Source organism: Hydrocarboniphaga daqingensis (assembly GCF_900129825.1).
Taxonomy (GTDB): Bacteria; Pseudomonadota; Gammaproteobacteria; order Nevskiales; family Nevskiaceae; genus Hydrocarboniphaga; species Hydrocarboniphaga daqingensis.
The window spans coordinates 271,599-293,358 of the sequence record NZ_FQWZ01000004.1; the positions used below are offsets into that span (position 1 = coordinate 271,599).

The window sequence follows — 21,760 nt, forward strand, 5'->3', positions numbered from 1 at the left end:
GCCCGCCGACTTAGTCGGCGGGCTTGACCAGCCGCAGCCGACCGCGCGCCAGCTGCAAGTCGACGGCCGTGCCAGCGGTCACTGCATCGGCATCCATCAGTACCCGGCCATCGGCGTCACGCGCAATCGCATAGCCTCGCTGTAGGACCGCCTGCGGATTGAAGCTGGCCAGCAGTGCTTCGATCTGATCGAGCCGGTCGCGTCGCGAGCGCAGCTGCAACACCGTCGCCTGCTGCAAGCGCGTCTGGAGCCGCAGGCATTCGCTGCGCGCCTGGTTGATGCGCAGCTGCGGACGCGTCGCCAGCAGCCGCGCCTGCAGTGCCGACCATCGTGCGCGACGCAGATCCAGGTGCTGGCGCAACGCGCGCTGCAAGCGACTCTCGAGTTCGTCCAGCCGTTGTGCGCGATCCTGCAGGCGCCGCCCTGGATGCAGCGCGATCAAGCGCTGGTTGGCGCGCTGCAATCGCAGTGCGGACTGCTGCTGCGCCTGCCGCTGCAAGCGCGCCAGCGCTTGCCCGAGTTGATCAATGCGACGCCGCCAGTCGGCGATGTCCGGGCTGGCCAGCTCGGCAGCGGCGGTCGGCGTCGGCGCGCGCAAGTCGGCCGCAAAGTCGGCAATCGTAAAGTCCACTTCGTGGCCAATGCCGCTGATGACCGGTACGCGGCAGGCGCGTATTGCGCGGGCCACGGCCTCTTCGTTGAATGCCCACAGGTCTTCGAGCGAGCCGCCGCCACGCACCAGCAGGATCAACTCGACCGCCGGTGCGCGCACCGGCAGGTGCTGCAGGGCCTTGACGATCGCCGGCGCCGCTTCGGCGCCCTGCACAGGGACCGGCAGCAGATGCACGGTCGTCAGCGGAAAGCGTCGCGATAGCGCGGTCAAAACGTCCTGCACGGCCGCGCCGCTGGCCGAGGTGATCAGGCCAATCGCGCGCGGAACCGGCGGAATCGGCCGCTTGATCGCGGCGTCGAACAGGCCTTCGGCCTGCAAGCGGGCCTTGAGCCGTTCGTAGGCCAGCAGTAATGCACCCTGGCCGGCCGGCTCCATCGCTTCGCAGATCAACTGCAGGTCGCCGCGCGCGACGTAGACGCTGGCCTGGGCGCGCACGCGCACTTGATCGCCGTCGCGCGGCTGCGGCCGTACAAGGTAATTGGCCTTGCGGAACATCACGCAGCGCAGCTGGGCGCCGCTGTCCTTGAGCGTGAAGTACCAATGGCCCGATGCCGGACGCGCCAGATTGCTGATCTCGCCTTCGACCCATAGCGACGGCAGCGAGTCTTCGACCAGGCCGCGCAGCATCTCGCTCAGTTCGGATACCGCGTAGACCGTCTGCTGCGCTGTCGCCATCGGGGGGCTGGGTTCCGGCAAGAAAAGCGGGGGATTGAGCGCGTATAATATGGCTTTGCCGGAGCCGTTATATGTCACGTCATTCCCAAGACTCCCGCATCGATCTGGAAGCGCTGACTTTCGATGACGTGCTGCTGCAGCCCGCTTATTCCGAAGTGCTGCCGCGACAGGTCGATTTGCGTACCCCTCTGACCTCGCGCATCACGCTGAACATCCCGCTGATGTCCTCGGCGATGGACACGGTGACCGAAGCCAAGCTCGCCATCGCGCTCGCGCAGGAAGGCGGCATCGGCATCATCCACAAGAACATGACGATCGCCCGCCAGGCGGCCGAAGTGCTGGCGGTCAAGAAGTTCGAAGCCGGCGTCATCGTCGACCCGGTCACCGTGCGGCCCTCGATGACGATCGGCGAAGTGCTGGCACTGACCCGCGCGCATCGCTTCAGCGGCGTGCCGGTGGTCGAGGGTGACCGGTTGGTTGGCATCGTCACCAGCCGCGACCTGCGCTTCGAAACGCGCTTCGATCAGCCGGTATCGAGCATCATGACGCCGCAGGATCGTCTGGTGACGGTCAAGGAAGGCGCAAGCAAGGAAGAAGTCGTTTCCAAGCTGCACCAGCATCGCATCGAGAAGGTGCTGGTCATCAACGATCTGTTCCAGTTGCGCGGCATGATCACGGTCAAGGACATCCAGAAGTCCAGCGACTTCCCCAGTGCCTGCAAGGATGAGCGCGGCCGCTTGCGTGTCGGCGCTGCGGTCGGCACCGGCGGCGACACCGACGACCGGATCGCGGCACTGGTCGAAGCCGGCGTCGATGTTGTCGTCGTCGATACCGCGCATGGCCATTCCAAGGGCGTGCTCGACCGCGTCCGCGCGATCAAGACGCGCTACCCCGACCTGCAGGTGATCGGCGGCAACATCGCCACCGGCGATGCGGCATTGGCGCTGGTGGAAGCCGGCGCCGACGCGGTCAAGGTCGGCATCGGCCCCGGTTCGATCTGCACGACGCGCGTTGTCGCCGGCGTCGGCGTGCCGCAGGTCAGCGCCGTGATGAGCGTGGCCGATGCGCTGCGCGGCACCGGCATACCGCTGATTTCCGACGGCGGCGTACGCTATTCCGGCGACTTCGCCAAGGCGATCGCCTCGGGTGCCTATGCGGTCATGGTCGGCTCGATGCTGGCCGGCACCGAAGAAGCGCCCGGCGATGTCGAGCTGTACCAGGGCCGCTCATACAAGGCGTATCGCGGCATGGGCTCGATGGGCGCGATGAGCCAGGCGCAGGGTTCCAAGGACCGCTACTTCCAGGACACCACGTCCGAAGTCGAAAAGCTGGTGCCGGAAGGCATTGAGGGTCGCGTGCCGTACAAGGGCCCGATGACGGCGATCGTGCATCAGATGATCGGCGGTCTGCGTGCCAGCATGGGCTACACCGGCTGCATGAGCATCGAAGAAATGCGCACCAAGACGCGCTTCGTCAAGATCACCTCGGCCGGCATCAAGGAGAGCCACGTCCACGACGTGACGATCACCAAGGAAGCCCCGAACTACCGCACGCAAAGCTGAGCAAGGCCATCGACGTGACTGCCGCCGCCGACATCAACATCCACGCCGATCGCATCCTGATCCTCGACTTCGGCTCGCAGCTGACCCAGCTGATCGCGCGCCGTGTCCGCGAACTGGGCGTCTACTGCGAGCTGCACCCCTGGGACATCGACGATGCGACGATCCGCGCGTTTGCGCCCAAGGGCGTGATCCTGTCGGGCAGTCCGGAGTCGGTCACCGAGCCGGGTTCGCCGCGCGTCCCGGGCGCGGTCTGGGAACTGGGCGTGCCGGTGCTCGGCATCTGCTACGGCATGCAAGTGATGGCGCATACCTTCGGTGGCGTCGTCGAGCCGCACGATCAAAAGGAGTTCGGCTACGCCGAGATCCGCGCGCGCGGCCACAGCGCGTTGCTGCGTGACATCGAAGACCGCGTCAACGAACAGGGCCATGGCCTGCTCGACGTGTGGATGTCGCATGGCGATCGCGTCGTGCAATTGCCCGAAGGCTTCAAGGCGATCGCCTCGACGCCGGACCTGCCGCTGGCCGGCATGGCCGACGAAACCCGCCGCTATTACGGCGTGCAGTTTCATCCCGAAGTCACGCACACGCGCCAGGGCACGCGGCTGTATGCGCGGTTTGTCCATGAGATCTGCGGCTGCTCCGATGCTTGGAAGCCCGGCAACATCATCGACGACGCGATTGCTCGCGTTCGTGAACAGGTCGGCGATGGCCATGTGCTGCTCGGCTTGTCGGGCGGTGTCGACTCGTCAGTGGTCGCCGCGCTGCTGCACAAGGCCATCGGCCCGCAGCTGACCTGCGTGTTCGTCGACCATGGCCTGCTGCGCCATTGCGAAGGCGATCAGGTGATGAAGATCTTCGCCGACCATCTGGGCGTCAAGGTGATCCGCGTCGATGCCGAAGCGCGCTTCCTCGGCGCGCTCGCCGGCGTCAGCGACCCGGAGGCCAAGCGCAAGATCATCGGCAAGCTGTTCATCGACGTGTTCGACGAAGAGTCAGCCAAGATCGACAACGTGCAGTTTCTGGCGCAGGGCACGATCTACCCTGACGTGATCGAGTCGGCTGGCAGCAAGACCGGCAAGGCGCATGTGATCAAGAGCCACCATAACGTCGGTGGCTTGCCCGAGCGGATGAAGCTCAAGCTGGTCGAACCGCTGCGCGAGCTGTTCAAGGACGAAGTGCGGCGGATCGGCGTCGAACTGGGCCTGCCACACGAGATGGTCTACCGCCATCCGTTCCCCGGCCCGGGCTTGGGCGTGCGCATTCTCGGCGAGGTCACCAAGGCGGCGGCTGACACGCTGCGGCTGGCCGACCACATCTTCATCGAAGAGCTGCGCAAAAGCGGCTGGTACGACAAGACCAGCCAGGCTTTCGCGGTGTTTCTGCCGATCAAGTCGGTCGGCGTCACCGGCGACGGCCGTCGCTACGAGCCGGTGATCGCGCTGCGCGCGGTCGAGACGATCGACTTCATGACCGCGCACTGGGCGCATCTGCCATACGACCTGCTCGACGTCGTGTCGCGCCGCATCGTTAACGAAATCGCCGGCGTCTCGCGCGTGGTCTACGACGTTAGCGGCAAGCCGCCTGCGACGATCGAGTGGGAGTGATTCTGCGTCGCTGATCTGCGGCGGCGATACGCCGCCGACGGCTGCGTGCCGTATCTCGATCGGCGGGAAGCGCGCCGAGCACCGGCTGACTAGAACTGGTACCGGAAGAACGCTTGTACGTAGTCGCGATCACGTACGAGATTGGCGCTACCTCCGCCCATGAATCTTGTGTACCCAATCGTGACGGAGAAGAAGTCGCGGTAGCGGGTTTCGAGCAGGCTGTCGGACTGCATCCGGCCCTTGACGAAGTTGCCGCCGGGCCCCGGTGCGGTTCCGCCGACATCATGCGCCCAGGTCAGTATCGGTCGAAGGCTGATGTTTGGAAGCACGCTCTCGTAACTAAAGATGCCGATGAGCCGGTAACCCCAGGAAAACGGGTCCGGGTATAAGCTGAGATCCTGCTGATGTTGGTTGAAGCGCAGGCCATCGGCTCCCACGGTACAGCTCGGATTCGCCGAACAGGCCTGGCGCGATCCATCAGCGCCTGAGCCGTCTGCGCCGGCGCTGGCGGAGTAATGGGTGCCCGGCGCCTCGAACTGCAGTTGATCAAGCGGCGGAAGATGGGGCACCCACTCGGCACCCCATTCGCCGACAACGATGATCTGGTCAGCATGGAACCAGTTGTCGGGCGATAGCACGCGTGTCGTACTGAAGTTGAATTGATAGACCGATTGGCGCTCGTAGCCGCGGATGTAGCAATCAGCGCCGGGACGGTAGTCAGTCTCACTCATGTCTGCCAAGCACGGAGTGTTCTCACCCACAGTGCCGCCCCGATACGGGATCACGAAGTTCGGATACGCACGCGCTGAGCCCGGCACGTGGCCGATGCCGACATTGATGATGTCTGGATAGGGGTTGTTGCCACTGGCGTCGGTGAAATTGCTGCTGCCGTAGTTTGTCGAGTTTCCACTTGCGTCGAAGCCGATGCCGAGGTTCGCGAGTTGGGCGGACCCGGCGCATCCGAGCGACGGATCATGACAGCGTGTCAGCGTAGGGCCGAGCGCCGCGAACCCGAGATCCTGCAGATCGATCTGCAGTGGCAGATTGGGTCGGTAGGCCACTTCACCCTGGATCGAGTAATCGCCGACCGTGGTGTTGAAGCTGATACCAAATAGTTGGATGTCTTCCGGATAAACGAGCTGGATCCTTGCCGAGTCCAGCGGTGCTGCACTATCGGTTGCATAAGAGGCCGACTCACCAGGGTGAGTGAGCGAATGCAGGAATGGGATGTCGGGACAGGCGGCCAGAAAGCTGAGTAAGTCGGTGGCGTCCATGTTCAACGGATTGCCCTCGCGTCTGGCGCAACTGGGATGGGTCGCGTAAAAGCTCGCGATCGGTAGGCGCGAGTGATAGTTCATGTAGTAGACACCGGCCTGCATACCACTGCCGATGTTTTCGAAGTAGTACTGCAATGCCACCCCGAACTGTCTGGCGGTGCGCGGATCGTCGTCGGGTACCCGGAGGATGCTGCCGGTGGTGTTGCTCAAACCGGATACCGGCGAATCTAGTGGCATCCCGATTCGGCTTGGATCTTCGGCGATGCCGCCGGTACTGAGATTGACGCTGCCGACCGCGTTGTAGGTTCCAATGTCGAGGTCAGAGAAATAGCTGCCTGGCGCGGCGATCTCGACCGGCTTCCACTCCAGCTGATAGAACGCCTCAATGCTCAAGTTCGTGACTGGCTCAAAGCTGCCGTACACCATATTCACCGGCGTGTAGACCTCTTCGACCGTTTTGCCAATGCGGTTGAAGTTGTTTGCATTGACCGGATTGGCCTGGTTGATGCTGTTGAGGACCAAGGTGGTGCTTTCGCCCCAGTTAACGAGTTGCCGTCCGATTTTCAGCGTCAGCTCGCGCTCGTTCCAAAGTTCGACATTGCCGTAGAACACGGCATCGAGCAGTTGCAGATCGGTTCCAATCTGGCGCAAGGTCGGTCCATCGCTGCGCTTGTTGCGGACGACACCGCCAGGGCCGTAGGACAGCCGTCCGCCATCATCGGTCGGCTGCCCCCAAGGCCTGCCTGCGATCAAGCCCGTGAATAGGGCTGCTGGGTTCGTTAGCAGTGCCGACGGATCCTCTGGCAGCCCGATTGGCAGCGCCGACGTACGCCGTCCTACCTCCAGGCGGTTGTCCGGCGTGATGCGGTTCGGGTGATGTTCAGTGAAGTTTTCGTTGACGGCATCGTAGAAGTACAAGATCCGTGTGAAGAACCCGAAGTCACCGAAGGTCACATTCAGATCTGAAGTGACCTTGGTGACCGCCGAAAACAGGTCGCCCTTGTCGTAGTTCAGATTGCCGTCATCACTGTTCATCGATGCCGCACCCGGCGCAGTGACCAGTCGCTGCGCAGGAAAGATCTGGTTCTTGAATAAGCCCTGGCACGACTGATAGGCCCCGTTGGGGCCCGAGCAGAGCTGAGGATTGAGATTGCTTTTGCCAATGAGGTCGTCGCTACGACCTTCGACGCGGATACCGGCACCCGTCGTGATGCTGGTATTGAGAACGGCGTCGATCCTGGTATCGCCGATCGGAATTCCATACGTGGCGGCGTGAGCGCGATTCAAGCTCAATGCGCTGACGGCCAGGCATAAGAGTGTTCCTGAAGCCCATCCTCCCGCAGCTCTTGCGCCATGAGTCATGTCGCTCTCCTCGTAATTTTTATTTGAAACAGCGCTCGTTATCGGTCAGAGCCGCTCGTGATCAAAGCTTGTCGAGCAGTGCCAGCGACTCACGGACAATGCGATCGGCCTCGCCGATGGGTCCGTCGTGGAGGATCGTTCGGTCCGGTCGCACCACGGCGCACCAGCCGTACGGCGCGCCGCCAGGAACGAGGTGGTTGTCCATATCCTCGAAGGCTCGACCGCTGCGATGAACCGTCTCACCGCGCTGACAGATCTGCACGACTCGGCCACCTCGACGCGTCCACAGTTCGAGCGTCTCGGCTTTCAATTGAGTTTCTGCAGGGAGCCCGAAGCCCACCAGCGAGAGGTCGGCACCGAATGCGTCGTCGCTCAGTGCGACCTCGCCATTGGCGGACCGAACCAGGCCCTGCGGTAGGAGTCCGCCGCGACGCAATCGTGCGTGGCCCTTTACGAACAGTCCTTCGTCGAATTGATTCTTCGGCTTGACACCCAGTTCGTCGAGGAATGTTCGCAGCGGCGGAATCCGCCGAAGCAGTGCCATCGCGCCGTGGATCAGGATCGCCATCGGCTGGCTGCTCGGCATGACCAGCCTACCCATCAGCTTGGCCAGCGCGATCATCTTGCGGGCATGTGGCCGACGTTCCTGATCGTAGGAATCCAGGATGGCGGGCGCGGCGCGGCCCTTCACTACCCAGGCGAGCTTCCAGGCCAGGTTGGCAGCATCGCGCAGTCCGGCAACAAGCCCCTGACCCACAAACGGCGGTGTGATGTGCGCAGCATCGCCGACGAGAAACACACGGCCTTTGCTGTAACGCTCGCAGGATCTCGCATGGAATCGGTACACCGCTTTGCGCTCGATCCTGACATCGCCTGCGTTGGCCCACGGTGCCAGCAGTCGCGCGATGGTCTCGTCCTTCTCCATCGTCTCGGACGTCTCGCCCGGCAGCAGCATGAACTCCCAGCGGATGCGGCCGCCCGGCGCGACCATGTGAGGTGTCGGACGCTTGTAATCGCAAATGAACTCGACGTGGTCGAACGCGCCGGGAACGTTCTGGGCGTCGACGATGAGCCAATCCTCGGCGTAGGTCTTGCCATGGAACTCCTGGCCGATGGCCTTGCGAACCCGCGATCCAGCGCCGTCGGCGCCAATCAGATAGCGCGCGTGAACCGTCGCTTCGCTGCCATCCGCGAGCCTGAGTGCGACGCGAATGCCCTTAGGCTCCTCAATGAAATCCAGCATCTCAGTGCCGCTCATCGCCGATATGCAGTCAAAGCTTTCGGCCTTATGGCGCAGCGCCCGTTCGAGATCGGGCTGGTAGAACGTCACCAACTTGGGATGCCCGTCGATGCTGCCGCTGGTGTTGACGCGTCCGAACTCCCCCACGTGGGGGCAGAGCATCCGCACGTAAGGAATCGCGATCTTCTCGAACGCGTCCTCCGGCAGTCCGGCCATCTGCAGAATCCGCAGCGCCTCGTTGTCGAGCGCGATGGCACGCGGCGCCATCAGGATGTCGGCCGCCTTGTCGACGACCAGCGTACGCACACCGTAGCGGCCAAGGAGCGCCGCTAACGCGGCGCCGACCGGGCCGTAGCCGACGATCAGCACATCGACGGTATGCGGAATGGTGGGTGCCATTCGAACGCTCAAGTCTTGGCCACGATGCGCTCGGCCAGAGCGGGCGCGATGCGCAGCAGAACAGGTAGAAAGCGCACCGAACCGGGCCGGACTTCTTCACGCGCGTTCAGAGCACCCTGCAAGGCCTGCGCGGCTACCTGTGCGGCCGATAGCTTCGGCCCATCATGGTGGGCGGTTGCGGGTGTATCGACGACCGGTGGGAGCAGCTCGGTCACGCTAATGCCGAGTGGCGCGAATTGGCGACGAAGCGATTTCGACAGACTGTGCAAAGCTGCCTTCGATGCTGAATAGACGGGTGCGCGTGTCGCCGGTGCGAGCCCGTATCCGGAGCTCACGATCAGAATCGATGCGCGGAGGGCTCCGCGCAGGCCCGGCAGGAATTCGGCGATCAGGTTGATTGCGCCTTCGGTGTTGCTGCGCAGTTCGGCGGACAGGTCCGTGCTCGAAAGATCGCTGTGCGTGAAGTCGATCTCGCGCAGGCCCCCTGCGTTGCTGACGAGCAAGTCCACGGAGGGCGACATCGCAGCGACGTCTCTGGCGAACGCGCGAACCGCCAGACGATCACTTACATCGCAGACTGCGGTTCTCACGCCGGGCAGCTCTTTGGCCAGCGTCAGCAACTTGTCGGTGTCGCGGCCGCAAGCGTGCACCGTCCATCCTTGCGCATGAAGACGAGCGACCATCGCCTTGCCGATACCAGAGGAGCCGCCGCTGACCACGGCGGTACGCTTGAGTCCCGCAGTTGGTTTATCCATAGCCGGTCTCAACCTAGATTGAATGGGAAGGAAAAACGGCCCAGTACGGCGCGCGCCGCGTCCTCGGGGGTCCCGGATTCAAGGCGTACCGTCACAACCAGACTTTTGGATTGGAGGTCCTCGCCGACTGCAACGTCGCGGAATGACACCTGGGCCTCGCGCAAAGCGACTTCGAGTGCTTCTCGGATTTCTTGGTTTTTCAACGCGGGCTTGAAAATCTTTCCCACGCCGGTCAGCGGCATCTTGTCGATGATCCTGACTTGCTTTGGTAAAGCAGCGCGCTCGGCGATTTCCGTTTTGAGAAACTCTGCGAGTTCGCTTTCCGTTGCGGTCGCACCGACCTTGAGTTGGACGTAGGCCACCGGCAACTCACCCGCATGCGCATCGGGCCGGCCGACTGCAGCGGCGATTTCCACCGCAGGATGGCGGTGTAACGGATCCTCAATGATCAGAGGATCGATGTTGTGACCACCGCGGATGATCAGTTCTTTTTTTCGGCCTGTGAGCCAGAAGTAGCCTTGCTCGTCTCGGCGTGCCAAGTCACCGGTATTGAGCCAGCGAGCGCCATCGCCACAATCGATCCAAAGGCCCTTGTTTTGTTCGGGAATCCGATAGCCGATGAAGACATTGGCGCCCGAAACCACGAGCACGCCGACTTCGCCAAGCGCGCAGTCGCGCTGATAGGCGCCATGCTCATCTAGCAGTACGGCTTTCATCTGCTGGCCTGGAACGCGCAGGCCGATGGAGCCGATGCGCCGCTCGCCCAGTGGCGGATTCACGCTGCTTACACAGGTCGCCTCGGTCAGGCCGTAGCCTTCCAGGATCTTCAGGCCGGTACGTTCCTGGAACTGGCGGAAAACCTCGGTCGGCATCGGTGCTGCGCCGCAGAGTCCATACTCCAGACTTCCGATGTCACGGCTACCGACGGGTACCTGTAGCAACGCGGCGTAGAGCGTCGGCACACCGCTGAAAAAATTGATGCGGTGGGACTCGACAATTTCCCAGAATCGCTTGACCACACCTTCACCGCGATAGCCCTGCGGCGTTCCGAGGATCACATGCGCGCCTCTGGAAAACGGCAACAGCCCGGTCACCAGCACGCCGTTGACGTGGAAAAGCGGCAGGCCGCAGAACACCACCTTGCCGGCACCGATGCCATCGCCCAGGAATTGCGCCGCACTCCAGGCATTGGCGACTTCATTGCCGTGGCAGCGCATTGCGATCTTGGGTAGCCCGGTTGTGCCGCCGGTGCAGAAATACGAAGACTCGTCCTCGGCCGAGAAGCGGCGCCGGCTATTCAGTTGATGTGAGGCCTGCACGCGGATGCTGTGATCGAAGTCATGGATCTCGATCGGGCGCGGCACGACGCCACTGATGCCTTTGCGGCCGTGCAGGCGCGCAGTCTCGCGGCGCTGCATGAAACGTGCTGCAACGTGCTTGAGCCCGCGTACTCTATCCGGCAAGTTCACCAGAACCAGGTGCTTCAGCGACTTGATGCCCGGCAACTGCGGCTGCAGCTTCGACCAGAGATCCGTGCCTGGGAAAGGCGCGAGCGTCACCAGCACCGAGGCATTGACGGCCTTCAGAAGAGCAGCGATCGCCGGACCTTCCAGCAGCGGATTCAGCGCAGCGACGATACCCGTCGCCTGTCCGCCCCAGATCACGAAATGCGTTTCTGGCAAGTTGGGTAGCACGAAGGCGATGACGCTGTCCTTCTTCACTCCGATATCGTGAAAGAAGTTCGCCGTCTGCGTGATACGCGCCAGCAGTTCTTGATAAGTCCAGGTCTCAGGTTGGCGGTGTTCGTCCGTGGTCAGGAAGAAGCTCAGTGCCGGCGCCTGTGGGTTGAGGCTGGCACCCTCCATGATCATCTCGTAGGTGCTGGCCGGCAGATCTGGGGGCAAGCCTCGGCTTTCGGCTGCCTCGACGTCACGAATGTTGGCGATACCTTGCATGACGTCAGCTGCCGGCAACGATGCGGTTGCGCTGCAGACCGAGATCGATGCTGCGATCCGGCGAGTGGATGCTGGCCTCCACAATATCGCCAGGCTTTAGATACTGGGTTCTCTTCGATTGGACGCTGAGAAAAATCTCCCACTTTTTCTTGTCGGGCAGCAGCGCGCCGATCTTTTGCTTCAATGGTGAGGGAATGGATAGCGCACATCCCGCAGGCGTACCGGTGGAGAGAAGATCGCCGGGCTCGAAGTCGTGTACCGCAGACAACTCGGTGAGCGTCTCGGCAGGGCCGTAGACCAGGTTGGCTGTGTTGTCGTTCTGTCGAAGCTGTCCGTTCACCTTCAGCTGCAATTGCAGGTTCTTCAGTTTGCTGATGTCCGACGCATCCAGCAGTGTCAGCCAAGGCCCGATCGGGCCAAATGTGCGGAAGGACTTGCCCTTGTAGAACTGCATCTGCGGAATCTGAACATCACGCGCCGAGTAATCGTTGACGATCACGGCGCCTGCGACAAACTCATGCAGGTTTGCATCGGTGACCGTTACCGCAGCATGTATCGCCTTGCGCAGGATCAGGCCAAGTTCGATTTCGTAGTCGAGGAAGTGAACACCGCGCGGCTTGATCACCTCGGCGTCGGCCGCCACGATGCAGCTCTGTGCCTTGGTAAAGATCATGTTGTATTGCTTCGCATCGGGATCCATACCCGACTCGATCATGTGCTGGCGGTAGTTGGCCCCTTGGCACACGAACTGCTGATTCTGCGTCACCGGCGAGAGTAGCCTCACCGCGGACAGCTCCAGCGCCACACCGCCGTCGAGCTTGGCAAGCTCCGTCAGCGATGTGCTGCGGACGAAATCACCGGTGGTTGGAAAGTCACCCGGCACCGGCGTGATCCGGCTGCCGCGGATCACGCCCCACTGGGGGCGGCCTTGATGCTCGAAGCGGATGATGTTCAGAGGCATTGAGTGAACTCGTTGAGTGAAATCGGGCCGCAGGACGGGCTTCGGAGCGGCGATGTGAGGTGGTGCCGCATCACAGTCGCCGGGCGCGATACCGCTGCCTGCGACCACCAGCGTTGCGGCGCCAGCCTGAAGCAAGCGGCGTCGCGCCTCATTGGTGTGCTTGGCGCTGATCGCTGGACCTTCAGCCAAACAGCTTGGCCAGCGTGATCAGTTTGCTGATGCTGAGATCGGGGCTGTGCCGGAGGTTGTTAATCAGCGCCGCGATGGCGCGCAGCGTGAACTTGGGCTTGGTGAAACTCGCCGGCATCGGCTGACCCCACTGCGCCATCGCGCTGCGGCTTACCGCATGTACACCCATCGGGCGATCCGACGTGAACAAATCGCCGTCGCAGTAATGTTCGTGCTTGGCTCCCCACGGATCGTTCCAGTAGTCGAAGATCTGGCTGCCGAGGATGTGGCGACCCATGCCCCAGGCGTGTTGCCATCCCATCTCACGGAGCACTCGCTGGCCCATACCGACGGCATCGGCGTCCACGACCTCGAAGGCACTGTGGCTGTAGCGCGGCATGAAGCCCTGAGCCATTGCCAGGCTGTGGTGGTCGGTGGGCGTGTCGCCGAGATCGAGTCGGAAGAAGGTCACGGCTGGTGAGCCATCGGGCAGCACCTGCACGTCGCTGGGAATCAGGCCCAGGTGCTGGGTGTACCAAGCACTGGTGGCCTGGTAGTCGGCGACTTCGATGACCACATGACCGAGCCTGATCACATCGGGCGGCTTGGGTGCGGGTCGTTGCGTTTCGTTAATGCGCAGCGATGCGCCCGCGGAATTGAAGGGCAATGGGCGACGGTGCAGTAGTTCCTCTGCCGGCGTCTGACCCTGAATGGCTTCGACCCTGAATCCGGAAGGGTCGGTCAGCACCACGCGATCGCCGCCGCCGGGATGTGGGGCTGCTTCGATCGCACTGACACCGGGAAGCGTGGCGAGCTTCTCAAGGTCGGCACGACGGCTGATCGCAAAGCCCATCCCGACGAATCGGGCTTGTTTCGCACGATGCACGCGATAGCAGTACGGCGCGCTCGCGGCAGCGCGCAAATACAAGACGTCGTCAGTGCGCTTGGTGGGCACCAGACCAAAGTCGGTAAGGAAGTGCTCGGCCTCGTCGAGATTCGGCCGCTCGAAAATCAGGTAAGCCAGCGAGCTGGCTCTCACGGTCGGATGCGGGTGACGAGCCGGCTGGGCGGTGCGGAGCTCAGTCATGGCGTTGTTGAATTTCCGATGAGCCAGCTGCCGAAGGTTCGGTCTCGAAGGCGCGATTCGTTTGTTGCGGCAGCAACGCGGATGGAATCGGCATGCGTCCGATCGCGGGATACTCGATGCTGCCGAAATACAGGTACGGCCCCATTTCCCGGATGCTGGTGATCGGCGCGTATGCGCCGTCACCGTTGAACTGCAGGTCGGCGACGACCTTGCCGGTCGGGTCGAGTTTCAGGACCCAGGCATGCTTCGCCGGCTTCGGTCGGAGCATCGGTGGAATTCGGTAGACCAGCTTCAGCAGCCAGGGATGCGACAACGCGAAGTCGAGAGCCGGATCGCGCGGCGCGTACAGGGCTAGCCAGAAGCCATCACGTCCGTTGTAGCTGATGTTGTCCGGAAAGCCGGGTAGATTCTCGATGAAGGGCTCGCTCGTGCCGGCCTTCTCGCCCTTGAGCCAATAGCGCATCACCCGGTACTGCAGCGTTTCCGAAACCAGCAGGTAATCGCCATCCGGGCTGACCGCGACTCCGTTGGCCACATGCAGGCCATCCATCAACACGCGGGCGTCGGTCGCGTCGGGGTCCAAGCGCAGCAGCCGGCCGTAATTCCCATGCTCGAACACGTCCGCCATCATCATCGGCAGCCCGTACTTGGACGAGGCATCGCTGAAATAGATCGTGCCGTCCGCGCCTCGATCCAGATCGTCGGTCAACTTGAACGGCACGCCGTCTGCCTGTGTTGCCAACACGTCGACGGCGCCGCCGGCGATGCGCAGCAGGCCCTTTACGGCATCGGCAACGAGCACGCTGCTGCCGTCCGGTTCCGCGCGGGTGCCCCATGGGCGGCCCCCCGTATTGCCCAGCACTTCGGCCGCGCTGCCGTCGGCAGCAAAGCGCACGACGCGACCGTCGTCGAAGCCGGCATAGATGCGGCCCCGTGAGTCGAACGACAGGCCCTCGGGCCCGATGCCGAAGCCGACTGCCAGCTTTTCAATCCCTTTGAGTTCGTCGTTGTAGGGATAGGTTCTGGATGGCGGTGGCGGTGTCCACGGCTTGGGTGTTATCGGCACCGGCCAGAACAGCAGATAGGCCAGCAGTGGAATCAGTGCGACCGACAGGTACTTGATGAGCTTCACGGCGCTCCTTGTTCGAATCAGGAGCGGCGGACGTCATTCGATGGGCTGCGCAGTGCCGCAGGCGGTGTTGTCCACGTTTGCTGAAGTCGAAGCGGCTCGGCGCGCAACTTCAGCCGCGCCGCAGCTGTAACGTTGTGCCACAGCGACACCATCAGCTGTGCTTTGCTCGGCGACTCCGGAAACCGCCGCATTTCGCGCTCGGCCGGGACGTGCTCGGGCAGTATCCGCGGGAAAGCGGCGCCGCTGAGCGAGCCTCCGACCACCGAGTCGTGTCGGTAATGCACTGGCATGCGCTTGGACTTGGGAGCCCACACCACGTCATCGCCCGTCCAGCGCAGTGCCAGCGCGCGGCGCCGTCGGGTGCGATGGTGATTGCCATAGCTGCCATGCAGCGTTAGCGGATGGAACATCAAGATGTCGCCCGGTTCCATCTCCCAGTCGAGCAAGTCGTATTGGTCCGGGTTGGAGTTGATGTCCGGTATGTCGTCCATCGTCTCGTCGATGATCGCGGCGACGTAATCCGGTGAGACGGCCTTGAAGCGCTGCGGCCACTTGTGTGATCCGCGCACGTACATAAGGCCGCTGCTCTCGCGTGTGACCCGATCCAGCGGAATCCAGAATGACGTGATCTGCTCACCCCGTATCGGCCAGAACGACAAATCTTGGTGCCAAGGTGTCGGCGCATCGGCGCCTGGCTCCTTGACGAACATCTGGTCGTAGAAAAACCGCACCTGCTCCGATCCCATCAACTGCTTGGCCCAGTGCGCGAAGGGGCCGTAGTAGATGGCGTCGCGGATTTCGTCCGCGCGTTTCCAGAGGAACGTGTCCATCTGGTAGCCGCTCGTCTTGCGGGACATGAAGCGTCCTTGCGCCGACATGTTGGCTCTTGCCTTGTCGACGCCGGTCTCAATGAGCTTCAGCCAGTTGGGGTCGATGGCTCCCTTGATCATGACAACCCCGTCTTCGCGGTAGCGGTGTACTTCGTCGGGCGTGAGATGGCGATTGGGGGTGATGGCGAAGCTCATGAAGTCCTCCACAACGAACGGGTAGGAAGCGCTATGAATGAGACATTACTCAAGACTGATAAGTTTATCAATAAAGATGAATGCGTCTATGCTGGCGCGTACCCGAACTGCACAGCCCCTCGTCGTGAGTAAATCGGCCCCCCGTCCTCCCAAGGCTCCGTCCAAGACTTCTGCCGTCCTCGCTTCGGTGGTCGATGTCGGTCCAAATCAGGTCGAACGCGAGTCGCGCGGCGCGCGGCGCAAGCGCGAGACGCGCGAAAAACTGCTTGAGGCCGCTTTTCGACTGATGGCCGAGCGAGGCATGGATGCCGTGGCGATCAACGAAATCACCGAGGCTGCGGATGTTGGTTTCGGATCCTTCTACAACCACTTCGACTCCAAGGAGGCGATCTACGCCGTCCTGATGGACTCGGTTTTCGAGGGGTTTGGAGATGCACTCGAGGGTCTCGTCAGCCATATCGAGGACCCTGCCGAGGTGATCGCGATTTGCGTGCGTCACACCATCCTTCGTGCTCGTAGAGAGCCCTTGTGGGGACGGTTTCTGGTCCGGGAGGGCCATACGGTGCGGGTGCTGTCACGCGGTCTGGGCGTGCGACTGCGCCGTGATATTCAAAAAGGCGCAGTTCAAGGGCGCTTCAAATTGCCCGATCCCATGATGGCCTTTATTGCCATCGGCGGGACCGTGCTCGGCGCCATCGCCGTAGAGTTAGAGCTCGCGGGGGCATCCGCGACATTGATAACGCAGCTGGGGCTCGGTGGCGCCGACATCCCGGACCGGACCGCAGCGGTCGCTCTCTACAATCTTGGCCTGACGTTCGACGAGGCAATGCGGATCGCCTCGCGCCCCTTGCCGACCGTCAGTTAAACCGTGGCATCCGGTGCTCTTGGCACGTCTCAACGCTGAGGCGGCTCCACTCGGAGTTCGGTAGTCGCCGAGCTTGGTCAATGTCGAGTCGTACCTGCAGCCGCGCAACGGCGCCGCGGACCGTAGCGGACAGCGTCGATCCCGGCGTAGATTGCGACGCGTTAGGCGAGCGCCTTTGTTACCGTGTCGCGCTCGTTGCCATTACGCCCTGGATACGTGGATCTGCCTGCCACCCCCGCCGCACCGCGCCGCCGCCCGACCGAGGCTGAATTGCGTCTGTGGCCGTGGCTGCGTCGGCGCTTGCCCTCGCTGCGTTTTCGCCGCGATGACGTGCTGGGGCCGTATCGGGCCAGCTATGTGTGCCATGCGCCGCCGCTGGTGATCGACATCGAGGGTGACCGGCCGGGTGATGTCGACGCCGCTGCCCGCGCTGCGCGTTCCGCGTGGCTGGCCGGGCAGGGTTACCTGCAGCTGTGCTTCGGTGGTGCCCAGGTGCTGGACGATCCCGAGGCGGTGGCCGAGGCCATTGCGGCCGAGTTGCCGTGGCCGGACAACCCGCCGTGCGCGCTGCAGCCCGATGACGAGCGCTGGATGCGTCAGGCGCTGGCCGTCGCCGAACGGGCCGCGCAGGCTGGCGAGGTCCCGGTCGGTGCGGTGTTGGTCTCTGCTGACGGCGAGCTGCTGGCCGAAGGCTGGAATCTGCCGATCTCGCTGAATGACGCCTCGGCCCATGCCGAGATGCTGGCGCTGCGCCGCGGCGGCGAGCGGCTCGCCAATTACCGGCTCGCCGGCACGACGCTGTACGTAACGCTGGAGCCCTGTCTGATGTGCGCGGGCGCGATCATCCACGCGCGCGTGTCGCGGCTGGTCTACGCGGCGCGCGACGATAAAGCTGGCGCGGTCGACAGCGTCTACGACGTGATTGCGCGGCCGCGGCTGAACCATCGAGTGCAGTGGTGCGGCGGCGTGCTTGAAGCCGAGGCTGCGGCAATGCTGCGCGCGTTCTTCCAGCAGCGCCGCGATTCGCGTTGACGCTGTCGGGGGCGGGCTCTATCATTCGCGCCCCTTGGATGGTTAGCTCAGCGGTAGAGCATCGCCTTCACACGGCGGGGGCCACAGGTTCGATCCCTGTACCATCCACCAGTCGCCAAAAGACGCCCTCCGGGGCGTCTTTTTTTGTCCGCGTCGCACAGGTCCGCGTCACGCTGCGTCCATCGGCACGCGGGCGTCGCCCATGGCCGCGATGCCGCTGTGGTCCACCCATCTCGACGAGGTCCGCTGTGCGCTCAGCTGCCGCCGACGACCCGAGCAATATCAAGGCGCGCGCCTGGCCTGCGCTCGATGCGTAAGCCGCTCGACGGCCTGGCCATCGGCTTGATGGTGCTGCTGTGCGCCTGTTGGGGCTTTCAGCAGATCGCGATGAAGCTCGCCGCACCCGCCATCCATCCGGTGATGCAAAACGGCTTGCGCTCGGCGCTCGCCGCGCTGCTGCTGGTCGGCCTGATGCGGTGGCGGCGCGAGCCGTTCTCACTGCGGGATGGCCGTTTGGCGGCGGGTCTCGGCGCCGGTGCGCTGTTCGCCGGCGAGTTCCTGATGGTCGGATTGGGCTTGGGCTACACCACGGCCTCGCATCTGGTGGTGTTTGTCTACACGGCGCCGATCTTCACGGCGCTGGGTCTGCACGCCTTCGTCGCCGGCGAGCGGCTGCGCGGGCCGCAATGGGCCGGCGTGCTGCTGGCATTTTCTGGCATCGCGCTGGCGTTTTCGCGGGGCTTGGCGGCGCCGCTGGCGGACTCGTCGATGTGGATCGGCGATGCGCTGGGCATCGTCGCCGGCCTGATGTGGGCCGCGACGACGCTGCTGATCCGCGGCTCGTCCTTGTCCGAAGCGCCGCCGACCCAGACGCTGCTGTATCAGCTTGCGGTCGGTGCGCTGCTGCTGATCGCGGCCGGCGGCTTGATGGGGCAGTGGCAGGGCATCGTGATGACGCCGGTGGCCTGGCTCAGCCTGCTGTTCCAGGCGGTCATCGTCGCGTTTCTAAGCTTCCTGGCGTGGTTCTGGTTGCTGCGGCACTACCTGGCGTCGCGGCTGTCGGCGTTTTCGTTCCTGACGCCGCTGTTCGGCGTCGGCTTCGGCGTGCTGCTGCTCGATGAGCCGCTGGATCCGCGATTCGTCGGCGGCGCGCTGCTGGTGCTGGCCGGCATCGTATTGGTCAACGTGCGCCGCCGCAGCTGATCAGCGTCGCGGCGATCGGTTCGCGTGCTGGCGGCCCATTGCGGCGAAAGACGCGCGCTTCATCTGATCGGCCGCGCGCGTCGAACACACAGGGTGTCCATCGCGCCGATGTCCCGGATGCCCAAGATGAGTCGCCGATCGCGCCAGCCCGAAATCGAGAACCCGACCGTGCCATCGCCGGCGGGACGCCGTCCCGGCAAGCCGGCCGATGATGCCTGCCAGCTTTGTGCGATACCGCAGGCGTTGACGTTCCATCATTTGATACCGCGTCGCGTCCACGACCGACGCTGGTTCCGGGACCGCTACAGCTTGGCCGAGATGCGCTCGCGCGGGCTGTGGCTATGCCGTGGTTGCCACGACTTTCTGCACGACCACTACGACGAGCCGACGCTGGCGCGCCGGCTCGATACGCTGGACCGCTTGCGGGCCGAGCCGGCGATCGCCCGTCACATCGAATGGGCGTCTCGCCAGCGTCGGCTGCCGGCTCAGGCTGGGGCGTAGGCCTTGCACCAGCCCTTGGCGGCGACCAGTCGGCCGCCGAACGCGCCGCAAGGGGCGTAGCCGGCCTTTTCTTGGGCCTTGGCGTACAGCGCGCAGTTGCTGCAGACACTGCCCGGCTTGACGCCGGCGGCGGTCGCGTCAGCGGCCTTGAGTGAGCTGACGTTTTCGACATAGCCCAGCGCCTTGGCGGTCGGGTCGGCGACATCGAGCTTGGCGGCGTCGGCAGAGGCCGACAGCGGAAGGGCGGCGAGGGCGGCGCTGCCGCAGAGGCCTAGGAAAACGCGGCGGGTGGTGGTCGGCTGCATGGGGTAACTCCGGTTGGCTGGGCGATATCGCTTGGCTGACAGCAAGCTAACACAAAAGCTCTACAGAATCAGGGGTGATCGTATACAGAAGCTTTACATAACCTGATCTGTTCACGATGATGTCGCTCCAAGATGCTAACTGCATTGCCGGTAACCCCACCGGCTTTTTTATTTCGAGGAGAGACGCTGATGAACGCGAACCCCGGTGCCGAGTCACCTCTGCTGTTGGTGACGGGCGCGCGCGGCGGCATCGGCCGCGCCGTGGTCGCTGCTGCGCTCACCCAGGGCTGGCGTGTGGCGGCCGTGTCGCGCCGCAGCGTCGACGGCGATGCCGTCGCGGACGACCGTCAGCTCGACATCGTGGCCGACGTCAGCACAGCCGATGGCGCGCGCGATGCATTTGCTGCCGCTGCCGAGCATTTCGGCGAGGCGCCATCGCGGCTCTGCCATGCGGCCGGCAACGTGCGGCTGGGCGCCATCGAGCGCTGCACCGAGGATCAGTGGCGCCAGGTGATGGCCGCGAACCTCGACTCGGCCTTCTACACGCTGCAGGCGTATGGCAAGGCGCGCGGCGACGCGCCCGGTGGCGCCTGCGTGCTGTTCAGTTCGGTCGCGGCGCGGATGGGCACGCCGAGTCACGCGGCCGTGGCGGCCGCCAAAGCGGGTGTCGAAGGGCTGGTGCGTGCGTTGGCTGCTGACTGGGCGCCGCGTGGTTGGCGCGTCAACGGTATCGCACTCGGGCTGACCGAAACGCCGATGACCGAAGGCTTTACGCGCGGCGATCGTGCGCGTCAGGGCGTCACCGTGCAGTACCCGCTGATGCGGCTGGGTCGCGCGGCTGAAACTGCCGACTGGGCCATGCGCCTGCTCGATGCCGACGGCTGGACCACCGGCCAGATCGTGTCGCTGGACGGTGGTTTCAGCGCGGTGCGGCCGCTGGTCAAAGCGGTCTGATCGGCTCCGGGATGCCTTCGTGCTCGAGCACGTGCGACAGCGCGCGCTCGAGCATTTCACGGCATTGAGCGGTCGCTGAATACAGCAGCGCATGCAGTGAGGCGTCGGCGCTCGTCGCGCTTTCGCACTCGAGGCTGTACTGCTCGAATGCATTGAGCTTGCCGAGCAAATCGGCCAGATGATTCGGGCACTCGCAGCGGATCGTGCTCGACAGCCGCGACATGCTGACGAGGAACGCATCGTCGTAGCGGCGCGGCGCCGCCGGTTGCAGCAGTCGGCGCTCGCGCTCGTTGTCAGGCTGCAGATCAATCGCCATCCCTAACAGACAGATTCTCGCCAGCTGTGCCGGATCCGCGGGCGTCGGAACCGCGATCATGTTTTCCTGATCCAGACGCGCCAGCGTCTGCTTGGTCGCAAACCCGTACACGACAATCATCAGGCGCGCGCGCGTCAACACGCGCAGTTGGCGCAAGTGGCGGATCGCGGTGGCTTGCAGCGACGGCGCATCGACGATGACCACGTCGGCATGGCCTGCGTCGGCATAGCCCTCGCCCGGCATCGCCGGCAGCGTCGCGGACAGTGTTACGTCCTGGCGATGGTCCCACGCCATCTGCAGGCGGTCGGCCAAGCCACGGCCGCAGACCAGCACCTGACAGGCCTGTACCGCAGCCCGTACCGGACGAACGTTCGGCGTCGAACCGAGTCGCTGCTGCAGTTCGGCGTCGCTGAGCGTGGCGATCGTGCCGATCGCGTGCCCGGCGTCGACCGCGGTCTTGAGCAGGATCAGCCGGTCAATATCGGCTCTCGAGTAGAGCCGGCCGTTGGCGGCGCTGCGGGCGGGCGTGACGACGTTGTAGCGGCGCTCCCACATGCGGATCGTCGGAACCGGCATGCCGGTCAGCATGGAGACGGCTGCGATCCGGTACTGGCCGGCCGTGACGGCAGACGCGGCGGTCGCGGCAGGGGCCGCAGGGGCGGGGGGAGTCGAGGCGGGTACGACGGTCTTGGGCATCGGCGTTGACGGT

General features: G+C 63.9%; 18 protein-coding genes, 1 tRNA gene and 1 pseudogene. 9 read left to right on the plus strand and 11 right to left on the minus strand.

Going from position 1 to position 21,760, the window contains the following annotated elements:
- Positions 1 to 10 precede the first annotated feature (10 nt).
- Positions 11 to 1,348, minus strand: coding sequence for an exodeoxyribonuclease VII large subunit (xseA, locus tag BUB09_RS09785; RefSeq protein ID WP_072897117.1), 1,338 nt, complete (start codon positions 1,346 to 1,348; stop codon positions 11 to 13).
- A 71-nt stretch (positions 1,349 to 1,419) separates the two neighbouring features.
- On the opposite strand from xseA, the gene guaB reads away from it, so the two are divergent.
- Both guaB and guaA read left to right on the plus strand, forming a co-directional pair.
- Complete coding sequence (guaB, locus tag BUB09_RS09790; protein ID WP_072897119.1) at positions 1,420 to 2,910, plus strand: IMP dehydrogenase; 1,491 nt, start codon at positions 1,420 to 1,422, stop codon at positions 2,908 to 2,910.
- 32 nt (positions 2,911 to 2,942) lie between these two features.
- A complete protein-coding gene (gene guaA, locus BUB09_RS09795) occupies positions 2,943 to 4,514 on the plus strand; it encodes a glutamine-hydrolyzing GMP synthase (protein WP_072897470.1) in 1,572 nt (523 codons plus the stop codon).
- Positions 4,515 to 4,603: 89 nt separating this feature from the next.
- Here guaA and BUB09_RS09800 read toward each other — a convergent pair whose 3' ends face one another.
- The 8 genes from BUB09_RS09800 to BUB09_RS09835 all read right to left on the minus strand — a co-directional run bounded on the left by BUB09_RS09800 (position 4,604) and on the right by BUB09_RS09835 (position 15,875).
- Positions 4,604 to 7,153, minus strand: a complete 2,550-nt coding sequence (locus tag BUB09_RS09800) for a DUF1302 domain-containing protein (protein WP_084083321.1) — start codon at positions 7,151 to 7,153, stop codon at positions 4,604 to 4,606.
- Between the two features lie 61 nt (positions 7,154 to 7,214).
- The gene (locus BUB09_RS09805) at positions 7,215 to 8,792 is read right to left on the minus strand and encodes a bifunctional 3-(3-hydroxy-phenyl)propionate/3-hydroxycinnamic acid hydroxylase (RefSeq protein WP_072897123.1); all 1,578 of its coding nucleotides are present in this window, start codon (positions 8,790 to 8,792) and stop codon (positions 7,215 to 7,217) included.
- A gap of 8 nt (positions 8,793 to 8,800) precedes the next feature.
- Positions 8,801 to 9,547, minus strand: coding sequence for an SDR family NAD(P)-dependent oxidoreductase (locus tag BUB09_RS09810; protein ID WP_072897125.1), 747 nt, complete (start codon positions 9,545 to 9,547; stop codon positions 8,801 to 8,803).
- An 8-nt stretch (positions 9,548 to 9,555) separates the two neighbouring features.
- Positions 9,556 to 11,502, minus strand: coding sequence for an acyl-CoA synthetase (locus tag BUB09_RS09815; protein ID WP_072897472.1), 1,947 nt, complete (start codon positions 11,500 to 11,502; stop codon positions 9,556 to 9,558).
- A gap of 4 nt (positions 11,503 to 11,506) precedes the next feature.
- Complete coding sequence (locus BUB09_RS09820) at positions 11,507 to 12,463, minus strand: fumarylacetoacetate hydrolase family protein (RefSeq protein ID WP_072897127.1); 957 nt, start codon at positions 12,461 to 12,463, stop codon at positions 11,507 to 11,509.
- A 181-nt stretch (positions 12,464 to 12,644) separates the two neighbouring features.
- Complete coding sequence (locus BUB09_RS09825) at positions 12,645 to 13,718, minus strand: VOC family protein (RefSeq protein WP_072897129.1); 1,074 nt, start codon at positions 13,716 to 13,718, stop codon at positions 12,645 to 12,647.
- Positions 13,711 to 14,850, minus strand: a complete 1,140-nt coding sequence (locus BUB09_RS09830; protein WP_072897131.1) for an SMP-30/gluconolactonase/LRE family protein — start codon at positions 14,848 to 14,850, stop codon at positions 13,711 to 13,713. The genes BUB09_RS09825 and BUB09_RS09830 overlap by 8 nt, the downstream gene beginning before the upstream one ends.
- 17 nt (positions 14,851 to 14,867) lie before the next feature.
- Positions 14,868 to 15,875, minus strand: coding sequence for a phytanoyl-CoA dioxygenase family protein (locus BUB09_RS09835; protein ID WP_072897133.1), 1,008 nt, complete (start codon positions 15,873 to 15,875; stop codon positions 14,868 to 14,870).
- Positions 15,876 to 15,963: 88 nt separating this feature from the next.
- Here BUB09_RS09835 and BUB09_RS09840 point away from each other — a divergent pair, with 88 nt between their 5' ends.
- The 6 genes and pseudogenes from BUB09_RS09840 (at position 15,964) to BUB09_RS09860 (ending at position 19,476) form a co-directional block, all read left to right on the plus strand.
- Positions 15,964 to 16,740, plus strand: a complete 777-nt coding sequence (locus BUB09_RS09840; protein ID WP_084083322.1) for a TetR/AcrR family transcriptional regulator — start codon at positions 15,964 to 15,966, stop codon at positions 16,738 to 16,740.
- A 216-nt stretch (positions 16,741 to 16,956) separates the two neighbouring features.
- A pseudogene (locus BUB09_RS17655) lies at positions 16,957 to 17,268 on the plus strand (DUF559 domain-containing protein); the annotation flags it as partial.
- Positions 17,269 to 17,307: 39 nt separating this feature from the next.
- Positions 17,308 to 17,772 carry a tRNA adenosine(34) deaminase TadA gene (gene tadA, locus BUB09_RS17660; protein WP_366486306.1) on the plus strand — a complete coding sequence of 155 codons (465 nt, stop codon included), beginning with the start codon at positions 17,308 to 17,310 and terminating at the stop codon, positions 17,770 to 17,772.
- Positions 17,773 to 17,808: 36 nt separating this feature from the next.
- Positions 17,809 to 17,883: transfer RNA gene (locus BUB09_RS09850), tRNA-Val, on the plus strand.
- A 198-nt stretch (positions 17,884 to 18,081) separates the two neighbouring features.
- Positions 18,082 to 18,975, plus strand: a complete 894-nt coding sequence (locus tag BUB09_RS09855; protein ID WP_072897135.1) for a DMT family transporter — start codon at positions 18,082 to 18,084, stop codon at positions 18,973 to 18,975.
- 126 nt (positions 18,976 to 19,101) lie between these two features.
- Positions 19,102 to 19,476 (plus strand): hypothetical protein, encoded by a 375-nt coding sequence (locus BUB09_RS09860; RefSeq protein ID WP_217650279.1) that lies wholly within the window; start codon positions 19,102 to 19,104, stop codon positions 19,474 to 19,476.
- Here the strand turns inward: BUB09_RS09860 and BUB09_RS09865 are convergent.
- Complete coding sequence (locus BUB09_RS09865; protein ID WP_072897137.1) at positions 19,461 to 19,781, minus strand: high-potential iron-sulfur protein; 321 nt, start codon at positions 19,779 to 19,781, stop codon at positions 19,461 to 19,463. The genes BUB09_RS09860 and BUB09_RS09865 overlap by 16 nt on opposite strands.
- 189 nt (positions 19,782 to 19,970) lie before the next feature.
- Between BUB09_RS09865 and BUB09_RS09870 the strand changes: the two genes are divergently transcribed.
- A complete protein-coding gene (locus BUB09_RS09870) occupies positions 19,971 to 20,735 on the plus strand; it encodes an SDR family NAD(P)-dependent oxidoreductase (RefSeq protein ID WP_072897138.1) in 765 nt (254 codons plus the stop codon).
- Here BUB09_RS09870 and BUB09_RS09875 read toward each other — a convergent pair.
- Positions 20,722 to 21,747 (minus strand): MerR family transcriptional regulator, encoded by a 1,026-nt coding sequence (locus BUB09_RS09875; protein WP_175550163.1) that lies wholly within the window; start codon positions 21,745 to 21,747, stop codon positions 20,722 to 20,724. The two genes, BUB09_RS09870 and BUB09_RS09875, sit on opposite strands and share 14 nt — an antisense overlap.
- Positions 21,748 to 21,760 lie beyond the last annotated feature (13 nt).

Bases quoted from the DNA above. Each gene is read 5' to 3' on its own strand.
- xseA (WP_072897117.1), bottom strand. From the start codon at position 1,348: ATGGCGACAGCGCAGCAGACGGTCTACGCGGTATCCGAACTGAGCGAG.
- guaB (WP_072897119.1), top strand. From the start codon at position 1,420: ATGTCACGTCATTCCCAAGACTCCCGCATCGATCTGGAAGCGCTGACT.
- BUB09_RS09800 (WP_084083321.1), bottom strand. From the start codon at position 7,153: ATGACTCATGGCGCAAGAGCTGCGGGAGGATGGGCTTCAGGAACACTC.
- BUB09_RS09805 (WP_072897123.1), bottom strand. From the start codon at position 8,792: ATGGCACCCACCATTCCGCATACCGTCGATGTGCTGATCGTCGGCTAC.
- BUB09_RS09810 (WP_072897125.1), bottom strand. From the start codon at position 9,547: ATGGATAAACCAACTGCGGGACTCAAGCGTACCGCCGTGGTCAGCGGC.
- BUB09_RS09815 (WP_072897472.1), bottom strand. From the start codon at position 11,502: ATGCAAGGTATCGCCAACATTCGTGACGTCGAGGCAGCCGAAAGCCGA.
- BUB09_RS09820 (WP_072897127.1), bottom strand. From the start codon at position 12,463: ATGCCTCTGAACATCATCCGCTTCGAGCATCAAGGCCGCCCCCAGTGG.
- BUB09_RS09825 (WP_072897129.1), bottom strand. From the start codon at position 13,718: ATGACTGAGCTCCGCACCGCCCAGCCGGCTCGTCACCCGCATCCGACC.
- BUB09_RS09835 (WP_072897133.1), bottom strand. From the start codon at position 15,875: ATGAGCTTCGCCATCACCCCCAATCGCCATCTCACGCCCGACGAAGTA.
- BUB09_RS09840 (WP_084083322.1), top strand. From the start codon at position 15,964: ATGCTGGCGCGTACCCGAACTGCACAGCCCCTCGTCGTGAGTAAATCG.
- BUB09_RS09855 (WP_072897135.1), top strand. From the start codon at position 18,082: ATGCGTAAGCCGCTCGACGGCCTGGCCATCGGCTTGATGGTGCTGCTG.
- BUB09_RS09860 (WP_217650279.1), top strand. From the start codon at position 19,102: ATGAGTCGCCGATCGCGCCAGCCCGAAATCGAGAACCCGACCGTGCCA.
- BUB09_RS09865 (WP_072897137.1), bottom strand. From the start codon at position 19,781: ATGCAGCCGACCACCACCCGCCGCGTTTTCCTAGGCCTCTGCGGCAGC.
- BUB09_RS09870 (WP_072897138.1), top strand. From the start codon at position 19,971: ATGAACGCGAACCCCGGTGCCGAGTCACCTCTGCTGTTGGTGACGGGC.
- BUB09_RS09875 (WP_175550163.1), bottom strand. From the start codon at position 21,747: ATGCCCAAGACCGTCGTACCCGCCTCGACTCCCCCCGCCCCTGCGGCC.